Genomic DNA, 14,324 nt, shown 5'->3' on the forward strand with positions numbered 1-14,324 from the left:
GCGGGGATCTGACGGCAAGACGGTTGTCTGCCGTCTGATAGCGGGGGTTTGCTGTGGCGTTGAAGTTTCCGTCGTGGTTGGAGTGGCTGGAATGGGTGGTCGGTTCGGACTGGCCGCACGGCAACGAAGACCTCATGTGGCAGATGGGCCGCGACTTCGAAGCGGTCGCGAAGCAGGTCGACCAACTCATCGATGACGTCGGCCAGCTCATCAATCAGGTCGGTGACGCCTACCCCGCAGGCACCGGTGCCGAGCAAACTCTGCAATGGCTGACACCGCTACGCGATGGCACCGGTGCCGAGAAGAACGGCTCGCTCACCGAATTCGCTGACAATTACCGCAATCTGGGCAAAGCCGCAGACGGTCATGGCGACGCGTTGCAGGCGGCCAAACTCAACTTCTATATCGCCGGTGCCTGGCTGATCGCCGAACTCGCGTGGGCGGCCGCGTCGGGGCCGTTCGCCCCCGCGCTCCAATCGGCCATCCTCGCCACCGCCCGCATTGTGTTCCGAAAGATCAGCCAAAAACTCGGCATGCGAATCGCCATGCTGACCATGCGGCACATGACCCCCAATGTGCTCAAACGCATTACCCCCAAACTCATTTGGGAAATCGGTCAGGAAGCCATCCAGGAGACGCTCCAGGGCACCTCCCAGGAGATGCTCGTCCAAACCATCCAAAAGAACCAAGGCCACATCGACAAGTACGACTGGGACGCGATCAAGAAGAACGCCGCCATCTCCGCCTTCGCTGGCGGTGTCGGCGGCGGTGTCGGCTTCGGAATGAACAGCATCCTGCCCACCGCTGGCGGGAAATTACAGGGCGCACTCAACGGCGCACTCACCGGCAGTGTCGCCGGTGCCGCCGGAGCGCTCGCCGCTTGGGCCGGAAGCGGTTTCGGCGAGTTCGACCCTCGCTCCCTGACCGGCGGTGCGCTGTCGGGGGCAGGACCCGGCGCGGTGCGCGGGTATTTCGGACAGTCTGAATTCAATGTCACACAACCCGGCCCCGCCGTCGACGGCAGCGGTCCCTCCCCTAGGCAACCCGGAAACCCCGACACCACCGCCCCGACCAATAATCCGACCACCGGCAACCCCGACACCGGAGCTCAGTCGCCGGGCGCGAACACCCAATCGCCCGACAACGCAACACAATCGCCGGGTGCAAACACCCAGTCACCGGGCGCGAACACCCAATCACCTGATACCACAACGCAATCGCCGGGTGCGACCACCCAATCACCAGACGGCGGACCGCAAATCGCTCCAGCTGCGGCTACCGAATTCGGCGGCGATCACGCGCCGACCGCCGACACCAATACCGATACGTCGGCGACCGACGCCCCCACCACAAACACCGACAACACCGGCGCTCCGGTCGACACCCGCAACGCCAAACCCGAAGGCAGCCCGGACGCTTCCGTCGGCGGTACCGAAACGACCACGCAGGGGCCGTCGGACACCACGACATCGACATCGGAAAAACCCGGCTCCACCACGGAAGGGAATCCCGCCAACGCACCCGATTCCCCCGCCGGAATACCCGGCACCGACACCACCACAACGGCACAACCCGCTGGCGTCGCCACGTCGAATGGCAACCCGGCGACCACCACACCCGCAGCGAGTCCGAGCGCCGCCCCCTCCGCGTCGCCATCCACCGCGACCGCGGCGATGTCCCCGAAATCCGCTGCACCAGTTGGCGCTACACCGAGCACCACCACTCCGAACAACACTCGGGCAGCCAACCCGACCCCGGCCACCGATCCGGCCGGTACCCGCGCCGGAGTCCCCTCGGTCGACGGCAGCACACCCGTACCCACCGCGAACACCGGCACCACATCTCGCGCCGCGATCGACAGCACCACTACGGCGCACCCATCCGGGCTGCATACCGCCAGCACCGGTGTCGAAGCCCCCAGCACCGAAACCACGGCTTCCACCGAGCAGCAAACAGCACAATCCATCCCGGCTGACGCCGATGCCGTCCCCGTCACCCCGGCTCCCGCTACACCGAAACCCTCGACCCCCGCGCCGAGCACAACGGGCAAGCCCTCCAACCAGGATTCAGCCGATACCGAAACCGAGTCCGAATCCGACACTGACGCCAAGCCCGATACGGACACGGACACCACCCCGGCCCGCACCGACGGCCCGCAGCCCCTCAGTTCAGACCCCGACGCACGCTTCGACCAGATCCTCGAGCAGATCCAGAAGATCGCCGCCGCCTACCAAAACCCAACCCCCTCCGCCCGCACCGAACTCGCCCACCTCCGCCGGGACTTCGCCCGAACCCTCAGGCAACTCGGCATACACCCCAACGGCACCCCCGTCCCCGGCATGCAGGTCTCCGCATCCGACCAAAAACTCGCCGAGCTCCTCACCCAGGAGAAATACCGGTTCCTCCACTACACCACCCTCGACCTGGCGATCGCCTCCGGCCTCATCACGCCGGGCGAAAACACACCCGCTGAACAGAACTCACCACAGTCCGACCAAGACACCACGACGACGCCTACCCAGGCGTCCCCCGAGGACGGTTCCCGTGCAGACAGCGATTTGGTTCGAAGTGAAGGAAGTCTTCACGATCAATCATCGGGGCCTGATGGCGATCGCGGTCGGCCACCTGCTGGCAGGCCAGATCAGTCCACCCGTGACGCTCCAGGACGAAAAGACCAGGGCGACAGTCAAAGTCCGCGGCATCGATCAACTGATCTCGAAGACGGATCCGACCCTGATCCCGTTGCAGATCGACGTGACGAGTCCGACCAGACCGTCGGCCGGGATGATTCTGATCAGCCGGGACTGACCCCAGGGAGCCCGCGGCAGAGCGGTGGATCTCCGCATCCACGAAACGGCGAGAACGCGGAGCCTGGCCCGCAACGGGCCACGCTCGCACCTGACTCCTTACAAACCATCGATACACCCGAAGAGCGTAGTACGGCGAGTCCGGTCAGGGACTTCCACGGTGATGCCCGGCCGAGCAATCTGCCGGATCTCACCAGAGAGCAAGTCCTCGACCAGATTCGCACCAACGGCAAGTTCCTGATCTTCGACAACATCGCGTGGAATCCCTCCACCCAGCAGTTCGAAATCACCGTCAACGGTGAGACCGTCGCCGTAGCGCTGACCGTCGGGCCGACCACCGATAACGCCGTGGCCGAATTCCACCAGCGCCCTGACGGTTCCGGCTACGACGTGACCCTGTCCTCCCGTGCCCGAGACCAGGACGTGTTGCGCGCGATCGCCCACGAGCTCGTGGAGATCCAGCTCAGGGAGAATCCGGGACCCGATGTGGACATCGACCCGGTCACCGAACGCCCCACCCGCATGACCACCCACCTCGGTGGGCGTTTCGCCGAACTCGACTACCTGATCCTGCGGATGCGCATGGCCACCGTCACGCGCGACCCGGCGAACGAACTCCCCGGAATCCGTGAGGATCTCGCGGGCCTGATCGATCACCTCGGCTTCACCGATCCCGACTATGCGACGACGATCCGGTCGCTACTCGACAATTTCGACTCGCGCCTGGCATCCGAGCTCGAAAACGCAATGGTCGACCGCGACCTGCAGCCGGTCCTCGAAGCGCTGGAGCCGGTGGTCACACCAGAACCGGACGTCCAGCCAGCAGAGGACGTCGAACCCGCCACGGACCACGAGCCTCCCATCGAATTCGAGGACGCAGAGGCGGGCTACGACTACGGCGCGCGGGTACTCGCCCCGCTGCGGGATGACTTGACCCAGGAGCAGCGGGACCAGGTTCGGAAGTACACGCAAGGGTCGAAGATCAACGAGTTTCTGCGACACCCGGACAGAGCCGCCCTGTTGGCAGAAATGGCCGAACTCAATCAGCTGATGCGGCAGCATCCTGATTTGTTCGAAAACCCGTTCGCCCCAACAACGCTGCCAAATCTCGTGGAACAGCTGAAGCAGCCCGACGTCGACCCGACCTTGAGGGCTGCGATCGAGTCCGTATTCAACGCACCCGATCCTTCGACGGCGCTGCAGGAACTGGTACGGAAGGCCAGGAAGTGGGACGAAATGCACAAGTATTTCGGAGCCCGCCCCACCGAGGAACTTCTCGACAAACAGCAGGCGGCATTGGATCAGGCCACGGACCGGCCTATCCCCCGGGCGATCCGAGTCTGCCGCAACATAAATTCGGCCGGACTCCAGGCACTGGTCGACAGTCTCGGTAATCCGTTCGGCGGCGGCGACCCTCGACTGCTGAAGAACACCGAGCAGACCGAACGTGCCTATATGTCGACCAGTCTGTCACCGTACGCACTGTTCCCGGGCAACGTCAGAATGGAGATCGACCTCCCCGCCGGTACGCCTGGCCTTTGGATCGGCAATGATCTGAGCGAAAGCCCGGGGGAGAACGAGTTCCTGCTGGCAAAGGGCGTCCAGTACCGGATCACCGACGTGGTCCTCAGGCCCGGGGGTCCGGGCTACCTGGGTATCCATGTCTTGCTCAAGTGTGAGGTCATTCTCCCGGAAACCGAAGTTTCCGATCGCCTCGATGACCGTCCGGACACCCTGACCCCGCACCTGATCAACCGCTTCGAGCAAATGGGCGACTTGGTCGACCAGTTGGCCGAGGCCTACCAAAACCCCGCGCGCACCGCCGAACTTCCGCACCTGCGTAGGGAATTCGGCGCACTGCTCGAAACCCTCGGCCTGTTCGACCCCGCTCACTCACATATCCCCTACCAACTGCTCGAACAGCACGACCCCGAACTGTTCGGCATCATCCAGGACAACTACAAGCTGCTGCTTCCCACCGCGGCCGACCTCGCCACCGAACAGCAGACCCCGGCACAGCAGCCATCGACAGATCAGCCGACCACCCACCCCGAACAAGACGCGCTGGACCTGGCCAACGCACCAACGGTCGAACTCCCCATCGTTACGCCGGAAGTCACCGCACCACAGCCGGATGCGGCCCTGGCAAACGCACCGACGGTCAAGCTCGACCTCGCTGCCATGGACATCCCGACCCAACAACCCACCCCGCCCGCTACCGAAGCACCGAAGCCATCTGCCCCGGACCAGCAGCCTGGCTCACAGCTATCCCAGCCGACGACCACACCTCCAACTTCGTCGTCCGTCGACCCCGCACAACCCGAGCACACCTCTCCCGCGGAAAACACTCCGACTACACCCTCGGTCCTACACGGTCCCGACCGCACCGCCATCGGTTCCGGACCCGACATCGCACGCGTCTACCAGAACCTGCGCAACGAAGGCGCGCACGACGTCATCCTGCATACCGACGAATTCGGTCGGCCGATCGACTCGCACGGCAGGCCACTTACCGTCGAACAGGTCATCGAGGCTGTTCGCAACAACCCGAACTACGAATCCGGGACACCCATCCGGCTCATCTCCTGCCACTCCGGCAGCGACATCGGTTGGGCCCAGCAAATCGCCGACGCACTCGGCAGCCCTGTCCTCGCCCCCACCGACCTCGTCGGCGTCCGCAACGCCCCCGATTCCCCGGCCACCGTCAGCAACGACGCTCCCTGGCGGATCTTCCAACCGACCCAACAAGACGGCACCACCCCACAGCCCCGACCATGGGTGCCGACCCAGCAGCCCGGCGGACCCCTCCCTGTCGACGCCGAAACCCGCACGGACTGGGACACACTCGCCGACCCGCCGCCCGATACGGAAAATTCGGATGATGGGCGGCAACCGGATACCGACCGCAGTACCGCGCCTGAGTTCGACGCCCATCTCGACGAGGTGTTGGCGTCCCATCCGGATCCGGCGTCCATACTCACCGATATCGATGGCACCACGACCGTCGCGAGTATCGCCGATCGGATGGGCATCACCGATCCCGAACAGCGCCAAGCTCTTCAGGACGTCTTCGAAGCGGCCCGCGACAATGCCGCCCCATTCATCGTGAAGGTCGCCAGTGACATGCTGGCCAATCTCAAAGCCGCGGTTGCTGCGAACCCGGATCTGAAGGTGGTGTTCCTTGGGCGCGACGGGCACAGCCTGGCCATGGCCATGAGCCAGCTGGATCCGGAGTTCTTCGCGAGACACGGGCACGAGGTCACGCTCTCGCGAGCGCTGGTGGAAACCGCGGTGCAGGATCTGGAGAAGAACGCCGGTCTGGATGCCTCCGATGTCGAGGGGTTCCGCAATACCAAGGGCAAGGTTGATCCGGAGTCGGTGGACGGCGCGTTCGCGCGTCTGACGGCCTACTTTCAGGAACTCGGGATCCCTATCGGTGAGCCGGGTTCCGACGTAGCCCTCGTCGATACCAGCTACAAGGGCACCGTTCAGGAGCTGCTGAACGCGATCTTCCCGGAGACGACTTTCCAGGGTCACTTCATGTTCTACGCGGCGTCCCCCGTGGACCCGCATCCGGACAACAAGCTCGGCTACGCCCTCGATCTCGATGTCGAGAACGGCAACAACGGATATCCGGTCAGCGAGATGCCAGCCGATCCGGCCCGCACCTTCCAGCAGCAGGATGCGCTGGGCTCGATCGAAGAGATCTTCCACGGCCCGCTTGGCAGTCCAAAATCCATTGGCCTCGAAGGACGCCCGTCGCAGGAGCTGCAACGTTTCGAAACCGATCCACTGGTCGGGCTGAACCCTGCCAATGTGTCGGATCGTTTCTCGGATCCGCTGGTCCGCGAGGCAGCCAAACGTGTTGCGTTGTTGCCAATTGCACAGATCGCACACGACATCGCCGCACGCCGCGCCGCGGGATTCGACGTGGACGCCGATCTGCAGGCCGGATATGACAACTATGTCGACCAGGTGCGCGCCTGGGTCGGGGGCGACCCAGCGGTAAACCCCAAATTCGCCGAGGTCATGGATTCCTTCGTCCGCCGAGCGGACAAAGCGGAGGTGAAAGCGCTCGCCAAACTCATCGACCAGGCCGGTCTCGACAGCGAAGAGGCCGACCAGGTCTGGCGGGAGTACAGCGACAGCGGCGCAACTCTCGCCGACAAGAAGGCGTTTGTCGAGCAGTTCGCGAATACCCATCCGAACCCGGCGAGGGAAATTTCGCTGCCGTCCGAGGGGAATCCGGACAACGGACCGGAGAAGCGGGTCAATCCCGAGGAAGTCCGGGAGCTCCCGCAAGCGCCGGACACGAACACTCCCGACCAGGGCGTCCCCAGCGATAGCGCGGTCGACGGCGATCAGACCCTCGATCCGCTCTCCGATTCGGCTATCGACCCGCCGGTCCAGCACGCCCCTGACCGCACTGCCATCGGCGACTCACCTGAGGTCCAACGCGCGTTCCGGAACGTACGCAACGACGGTGCCCATGACGTCGTCGTCCACGGCAACCGCTTCGGTAGTCCCACCGCCGATGGCAATGCCGAGATCACGCCGCAGCAGGTCATCGACGCTATCCGCAACAACCCGCACTACGTACCCGGTACCCCCATTCGCTTGCTGTGCTGCTTCTCGGGCATGGACATCGGCTTCGCTCAGCAAATCGCCGACGCTCTCGGCGTTCCAGTGCTCGCACCCACCGACGCCGTCGGTGTGCGCTCCACGCCCAACTCGCCAGCGGTGATACCCGAGAACGGGAACTGGAAGGTCTTCAGGCCCGCGATGCCGGACGGCACCACCCCGGCACCCACGATCCACAATCCGGCTCAGGAGGCCGACGGCCCTCTTCCACAGCAGCACGAAAACCGGGATGGCTGGGATGTTCTTGGGCACGAACAAACTCCGGACAAGAATGCACTCGACCCAGATGCGCAGGCGGTTCGCGACGCCGCACGGCTCCGCACAGGCGGTCGTGACGCGCTAGCTCCAGACAGCCCGGCAAGAGAACTTACCGGCACCGATGTCGACCGTATCGAGCGCATCGAGGGACTCCGCGAGGACCTGAACCGACCCGGTGTCGACCCTGCGGCCGTCAAGGCGAAGTTGCGCACCGAGTTGGAGAAGGCGGGCGTGCTGCGAAAGCGTAAGGAGGTCCTGCGCAACGACGGCCCGGCCATGCAACGCCGGGCACTGCTGACGGAAGCAGGTCTCGACATCGACGCCCTGGCCGACGAGATCGGTCTGCGACGTCCTTCGCCCGCGCGCACCGATAACGAGGGACTGCCGCTGCGCGGTGAGCACGCCGATGCGGACGCGGTGCCTCGTCGCGATGTCACCTTCGCCGAAGTCGACGCGATCGTGCCGCGCAAGCTGATCCAGGCGCTGGAGAAGTTCGGCGTGAGCAGGGAAGTCGCCGTCGAGTACATCGTTGACAACCACAACGACCGCAGCCGCCAACGCTACCTGCCCGACCTCGAGGGTCTGGCCCGCCAATACGGCATTCCCCAGGGCGACGTACTGGTCATCGACCTGTACACCACCAAACTCTATTACGAAGAGCTGAACCGTCGACTGCGAGAAGAACAGGACGTCGACTCCGTCGATGAATTGCGGCAGGCGGTCATCGAATCCTTGAGCAAGCTTCCCCCGGTCGTAGTTCCCGAACTGTTCAGGTCACTGTCCATCGATCCTTCGGATCTGCCTGACTTCCTCGCGAAGCACACCAAAGGTGCTGTCATCGACTGGAACGCGTTCACCTCGGTTGCTGGTGAAGTCGGCGGGACATGGTGGGGACAGCCCGGGGAAAACATCCTGTTCACGATCCGGGGCGGCGTAGCCTACGACATTTCCGACTTCGCGGACGGCCTGCACTACAAGGATCCGCCCAATCCTGGCCGCGAGCTGCTCTTACCGGCCGGTAAGGTTGTGCGGGTCGAGAATGTGACCCCCTATGTGTTCCGGGACGGAACGACAGGCTACGTCATAGATCTCGAGATCGTTGGATCGGCCGGACCTGCGAGCACGGCCACGCCATGAGAACTAATCAAGAAAAACAGGAGCCGCATATGACGTCCGAAGACGTGGTGCCCGATCAGGTGCGGGACATCTTCGTCGCAGCCTTGACCCCAGTGACGACCCACATCGCCGACCTCCCGGACCCACTCCCGCTGGGAGTCTCAATAGGATTGGATGCGCCGAACGGTTCGCCGCGCGAACGCATTGCGGTCCGGGCAGGGCGCGACGAGGACGGCTATTTGCTCGACTACCACAAGAAGGGCAACAACGGGGAAACCTCCTCGCACTGCCGGATCCGTGCGGACGGCACGATTACGCGGCTGGAGAATCTCATTATGGTGCACCAGCACTTCGACGATCCCGAACAGGCCAGGGAGGAGCGGGAGCGCCGTGCCGCCCACAACAAGCGGGTCATCGAGATCCTGAAGGCGAAGGATTTGTACGTTTGAGTCAGCGGGTTCGTGGCCGGACCTGACCGAATTCACACTGGAAGGCACCTTGATGACAGCGCCCGAGAACCCGGAGCTGCCCACGAACGAGCTGCGGGATGCGCTGGTGGAACAGGCGCGGAGCATCGGGCTGACCGGCACCGCGAATCGGTTGGCGGCCAACCCCGACCTGTTGCCGCCCCCATCGGCGATGCCCCTGATCATCGATACCGACATTGGCGGCGATCCCGATGACGCGGTGGCCCTCGCCGTCGCGGCCGACCTGCCGGAGCTGGCCCTCGTAATCACCAGCGACGAGCACGGTGGGCGTCGCGCCCGGCTCGCTCGCCATCTCCTGGATCTGCTCGGGCGACCAGAGGTACCGGTCGTCGCTGGAATCGATCTGGGAAACGAAAACTACTGGGCGGCAGAAGGACTCACGCCCACGGATGTTCCCGAGCAGAAGCGCGATGTCATCTCTGCAGTACGCGACGTACTCGACCGAGCCGACGACAAGGTGCGCTGGCTGGGAATCGGACCGATGTCGAATCTCGCCACGATCATCAACCGGCTGCCCGAATACACATCCCGCCTGGTGATCACCCAAATGGGCGGCGGCACGCACGATCGGCATGCGGACAGAGCCGAGCACAACATCCGGCTCGACGTACCAGCCGCACGCACCGTCCTGGCCGCCAACCCGCGCATGTGGATCGTGCCGTCCAACGTCACGTTCCACGCCGAGAACGAAATAACCACCGCATCACCGGAATACGAGCTGCTGACACACGCCGATGGACCGTGGACATTGATCCGAGAACACCTCGACCAATGGTTCGCGAATTTTCATCCCGGCTCCATGCAGCACGACGCCATGGCACTGTCCCAGGCCATGCTGTTGCCGTTCCTGCGCTTCACGCTCACCGGCGTGGGATTGGACGATTCCGGCCGCATGATGCCCGGAGAACACACCGTCTTCCTGGTCCACAAAGTCAACTACGCCTCCTTTCGCACATGGCTGCAAAAGCGTTTGGCGCAGTCGATCCTGCGACGTCGGGTGATCACACCCGACAATCGGGGCGGATAAGGGGTACCGCGTGAGGGAATGGCGAGCGTTGACCGATACCGAGATTGTCGAATTGGCCAGCCGCCTGCGATCACTTCGTTCCGGAAATCCACCGGATCAGGTCGCCATCCGGGTTCCCGGTGGTGCCGCGGCGCGGCGAGGCTCGGCCTCGCGGGCTTGGCGATCTGGTGGGATTGGTAGGGCCGACCGCAAACTGGACGCGTGGTTAGAATCCTTCAGGTCGGAGCAGGGGCGGAGGGATTTCGTTATGGGGCAGTTGTCCGTTGCGGTGTCGACGAGCGTCGGTGGGTGAAGCGGGTGGGTGGGTTGCTGTACGGCGTGGCTTTTCGAAACGGTCGGCCGATCGTCGAGGGGACCGAGATTGTGGGAGTGATCGCGCATACCAGCCCGTTGTTCGATGAGGCGTTCAATCTTTTCCCGGACGCCGCCGCGCCAACTTTGCAGATCATCACTCTTGTTCCGGCCACGAACATCCTGGATGTTCGTCGTGAGTCCGCCGTTTAGTCGAGATCGAAGGGGAATTCGAGTATGTCCACGCTGAAGCCGGTCGGCATTTACCGGGAGATGTATCGGGCTGTGCGACAGGATCTTCCGTCGCTGCACGAGTCTCGTACCGCGGAGGGGGTCGAGGATCGGGAGCGGGTGATCGAGTATATGAAAGCTGGTACGCCAGTTTTCGATGTCATGGGGTCCGCGCCGGATCTACTAGGCGGGAGTAATGGCATCGGTAGCGGGCAATCACTGGTTTCGGATGGGGAGTGGATTTGGCGGGTGGACTCCATCCACTATCTGGCACACCATCCGCTGGCTATCCCCGAATCGTTTCTCGTCCACGTGCGCGCTCGAAACTACGTGCCCGACAGCGACGTCAATGTGGCGGACGCGAAGTTCGATGCCGCGATCCAGACTTACTTCTGATATGACATGACCTCGATTAGCAGGGGGTGTCGTGGTTCAACTCAGCGCGGGTCAGTCGTTCTGATTTCACCATCGATGGCCTGCTCGGTCAGGGCGGGATGGGCAGTGTGTACCTTCCCCGGCATCCGCGGCGGGAGGGGCCTCCGGGGCAGCGGTCGCGGTAGGGCTGGCAATCCTCACCGTCGCGATTTTTCTCAGTCTCTATCTACTCATACTTCCCTAGCCGACACCCTGCCTGGTTGGACAAAGCGGACTTCGTCCATCCAAGATCGAACTGCTTCGATTCGAAGTCGGTACTCACGGGGAGATAGTTCTATGTCGTTGTTGTGGAAGGCTTTTGCGGTCGGGATTACGAGCGCAGCACTGATGTCGGTTGCCGTGCCGAGTGCCGGAGCGGAGCGCGGGCCGGACGGGCAGCTGTACGGCGCGATCGCTACCGGCGAGCTTGTCACCGACCCGAGTATCCCCGGCGGGAAGCGAATGAACTGGGGCGTCGCGTGGAACCAGCCGGATCAGGCGTCCGCTGAGCAGCAGGCGATTCAGGATTGCAGCTACGGGTGTCGGGTCATGGTGACGTGGACCGACGGGTGCGCTTCGGTGGCCGAGAGTGCGGTGCATCTGCATCAGAAGACCGGGGTTGGCGCTACCGCGGAAGAGGCCGAGCAGAATGCCTGGGCGAATCTCGATGAGCATATGGCGCGGATCCCACCGCAGTACAACAAAGGCCCGCACCACATCCTGGTGACCCAGTGCAACGGTTGAGCTCGCGAGAATTGCCTGGATAAGACGGCTGATTACACCCGCTGTTCATGTTGTGCACACCTTTTGGCTGTGGCACAGTCGATCTCACGTGCTCGGTGTTGCCGGATGTTGGAGGGCGTTGTGACCAGGGAAGTCAGGGTTGATCGGGAGCAGTTGGCGGCTAGTCCTGTGACGAGTGCCGTGACGCTTCGGGATCAGTTGCGCGATATCGCCAATCGGGCTCGGATCGCGGTGGCGCCGGGGGCGTCGGCTTGGGGGGATGACGAGTTCGGGAGCAAGTTCGCGGATGGGGCGAAGGGGTTCTCCACGGGGAGCTCGAATATGGCTACGAATACGGAGAATTTGTCGGAGTCGTTCACGAATCTCGTCAAGGGGTTGAACCAGTCGAAGAAGGGGCTCAACACCATGGAGCACGGCAACGAGCGCGGCTTCCGCTGAGAGGTTCGGCGTGGTGAGAGAGCATGGGGAAGCCAAGGCGGCGGCCATCTTCGAGGAGTTCACGCAGCAGATGCGGGCGGTGGCCGAGGCTTCGAAGCGGCGGGCTCGGCTGACCGCGAGCGGCACCGCGTCGCGGGGGCGGGTGACGGTGACCGTGAACGCCGACGGGGTGGTGATCGCCACCCGGTTCTCGTCCGATATCGAGGAACTCACCTACGACGAGATCGCCAAGGCCGTGACCGCGGCCGCGCAGCAGGCCACCGCCGAGGTCGCGCGGCTGGCCGCGGAGGTCATGCGGCCGGTCAACGATCAGCGCAGCCGAATGCCCAAGCTGTCGGAGCTGATCGAGGGCCTGCCCGATGTGGAGGCGCACGCGCCGCCGATACCGGCCGCGCCGCTGAGCGCACCCAATTCCCGGGAGCGGCTCGAGCAGCAGAACGAACCCGAGGTCGTCTTCACCGATTCGCAGGATTACGAGGAGTGGCGTTCGACCGGCAGTACCGGTGCGACCGACCGCAGTTGGTGACGGTCACCAGGCGGCCAGCCGCGCGGCGTAGTGGTCGCGCACGGCCGCCAGGCGCGCGCGGCTGAACCTGCCGGGCTCGCGCGCGTACATGGCTCGGCCGTCAGCGGAGACGAAGGACGAGGCGGGAATGCGGTCCGAGCTCGCCGGAACGAACTTCAGCACCTCCTCGACCGCGGCGAGCGCGGTGGCCAGGGTGTGCCGGGCCAGCCGCAGCGCCTGATCGTCGAGCCCGGCGGTGTCAACCGGTACGCGCTGCGCGCACATATCCGAATACCACAGCCACACACCGGGATCCAGGAGCTGCGAGGGATCGTCGGCGCCGAACCGAACCGAGTCGGCGGGCGGCGGCAGCACCTGGTCGGGCAGCAGGAATTCGTAGACGCGATGTTCGCCGCACTGCCCGCACTCGCCGGTGTACCGGCTGGCCAGCGCACCGTCCACGGTCACCACCGAGCTGCGGAACGCGCACCGGCCGCCACCGCATTTCGGGCACGGCTGTAGGTCCAGGAACAGACGCGCTTCGGCGTTGGTCCGCGCCAAGGGCAGGACGTTCGGCATCGGGGCTCCCCCTATCTCTGTGGTGACCGATTGGTCGAGTTCGACGGCTGCGAGCCTACTTCGGCGTCTCGCGCAGCTCCGGATACATGGCTCGCTCCGACGGCCGCAGATCGGCGATGTACAGCTGACCCGCGCCACGGCAGACCGGACACACTCGCTCGCGCAGGCATTCCGGGCACGGGCGCTGGCCACGCTCCGCATCCGGAACCCAGCCGCGCCCCGCACAGGTCGGACACCAGCCGAGGCCGTCGCATTCGTAGCAGAGCACATGCCCCTCCGACACCGTGCCGGACGTCCGGACCGGCTCGGGCCGCTGGGGCGCTGTCGCGGTGCTCAGCGGCAGGGCGGGAGTGCGCCCCTTGTACAGCACGCCGGGCTCGTCGTCCGACAGCAGGATCTCGATGACATTGCCCTCGTGACGGCCGGTGACGACGACGCCCCCGTCCGCCGATCGCTCCTCGACGGCCTCCCACCCCGCCGCGAGCAGCAGCTGCCCCGCGCGCCCGGCGAACGCCGCGAGGTCCTCGGAGACCGGCCGCTCACCGCGGGCGGTCGCCGAGTACTGGTAGCGCAGGGGCTCGTGCCAGTCGACGACCTTGGGCTCGGCGGGCATGAAGAGGGCATTACCGGCCTGCGGCGTCAACTGCGCGACGAGCTCGGTGAGCCGCACGCGCAGGGATTGGCTCAACCGGTCGAGTCGCTGCCTCGCTCCGGGAATCTCACCCATGCAGACCTCCTTCGGCGGGACACTATCACCCCGGCGAGCCGCGCGATCACCGTGATTC

At 64.5% G+C, this 14,324-nt stretch carries 9 protein-coding genes; 7 read left to right on the forward strand and 2 right to left on the reverse strand.

The window, feature by feature from the left end; genetic code table 11:
- Nucleotides 1–53: 53 nt before the first annotated feature.
- The 7 genes from ACIBH2_RS25170 (at nt 54) to ACIBH2_RS25200 (ending at nt 12,981) form a co-directional block, all read left to right on the forward strand.
- Complete coding sequence (locus ACIBH2_RS25170) at nt 54–8,843, forward strand: ADP-ribosyltransferase (RefSeq protein ID WP_397121661.1); 8,790 nt, start codon at nt 54–56, stop codon at nt 8,841–8,843.
- A gap of 29 nt (nt 8,844–8,872) precedes the next feature.
- Nucleotides 8,873–9,271 (forward strand): hypothetical protein, encoded by a 399-nt coding sequence (locus tag ACIBH2_RS25175; protein ID WP_397121663.1) that lies wholly within the window; start codon nt 8,873–8,875, stop codon nt 9,269–9,271.
- Nucleotides 9,272–9,323: 52 nt separating this feature from the next.
- On the forward strand, nt 9,324–10,337 hold the full coding sequence (locus ACIBH2_RS25180; RefSeq protein ID WP_397121665.1) for a nucleoside hydrolase: 1,014 nt from the start codon (nt 9,324–9,326) through the stop codon (nt 10,335–10,337).
- Between the two features lie 288 nt (nt 10,338–10,625).
- Nucleotides 10,626–10,841 carry a hypothetical protein gene (locus ACIBH2_RS25185; RefSeq protein WP_397121667.1) on the forward strand — a complete coding sequence of 72 codons (216 nt, stop codon included), beginning with the start codon at nt 10,626–10,628 and terminating at the stop codon, nt 10,839–10,841.
- 24 nt (nt 10,842–10,865) lie between these two features.
- Nucleotides 10,866–11,255, forward strand: coding sequence for a hypothetical protein (locus tag ACIBH2_RS25190; protein ID WP_397121669.1), 390 nt, complete (start codon nt 10,866–10,868; stop codon nt 11,253–11,255).
- A 315-nt stretch (nt 11,256–11,570) separates the two neighbouring features.
- The gene (locus ACIBH2_RS25195; protein ID WP_397121671.1) at nt 11,571–12,017 is read left to right on the forward strand and encodes a DUF4189 domain-containing protein; all 447 of its coding nucleotides are present in this window, start codon (nt 11,571–11,573) and stop codon (nt 12,015–12,017) included.
- Between the two features lie 451 nt (nt 12,018–12,468).
- A complete protein-coding gene (locus tag ACIBH2_RS25200) occupies nt 12,469–12,981 on the forward strand; it encodes a YbaB/EbfC family nucleoid-associated protein (RefSeq protein ID WP_397121673.1) in 513 nt (170 codons plus the stop codon).
- Nucleotides 12,982–12,984: 3 nt separating this feature from the next.
- Here ACIBH2_RS25200 and ACIBH2_RS25205 read toward each other — a convergent pair whose 3' ends face one another.
- Nucleotides 12,985–13,539, reverse strand: a complete 555-nt coding sequence (locus ACIBH2_RS25205; protein ID WP_397121675.1) for a hypothetical protein — start codon at nt 13,537–13,539, stop codon at nt 12,985–12,987.
- 55 nt (nt 13,540–13,594) lie between these two features.
- Nucleotides 13,595–14,266 carry a hypothetical protein gene (locus tag ACIBH2_RS25210; RefSeq protein WP_397121677.1) on the reverse strand — a complete coding sequence of 224 codons (672 nt, stop codon included), beginning with the start codon at nt 14,264–14,266 and terminating at the stop codon, nt 13,595–13,597.
- Nucleotides 14,267–14,324: the final 58 nt, after the last annotated feature.

It is taken from the genome of Nocardia sp. NPDC050406 (assembly GCF_044459025.1).
Lineage (GTDB): Bacteria > Actinomycetota > Actinomycetes > Mycobacteriales > Mycobacteriaceae > Nocardia.

Coding starts and splice junctions, on each gene's coding strand:
- ACIBH2_RS25175 (WP_397121663.1), top strand. CDS start 8,873: ATGACGTCCGAAGACGTGGTGCCCGATCAGGTGCGGGACATCTTCGTC.
- ACIBH2_RS25180 (WP_397121665.1), top strand. CDS start 9,324: ATGACAGCGCCCGAGAACCCGGAGCTGCCCACGAACGAGCTGCGGGAT.
- ACIBH2_RS25190 (WP_397121669.1), top strand. CDS start 10,866: ATGTCCACGCTGAAGCCGGTCGGCATTTACCGGGAGATGTATCGGGCT.
- ACIBH2_RS25195 (WP_397121671.1), top strand. CDS start 11,571: ATGTCGTTGTTGTGGAAGGCTTTTGCGGTCGGGATTACGAGCGCAGCA.
- ACIBH2_RS25205 (WP_397121675.1), bottom strand. CDS start 13,539: ATGCCGAACGTCCTGCCCTTGGCGCGGACCAACGCCGAAGCGCGTCTG.
- ACIBH2_RS25210 (WP_397121677.1), bottom strand. CDS start 14,266: ATGGGTGAGATTCCCGGAGCGAGGCAGCGACTCGACCGGTTGAGCCAA.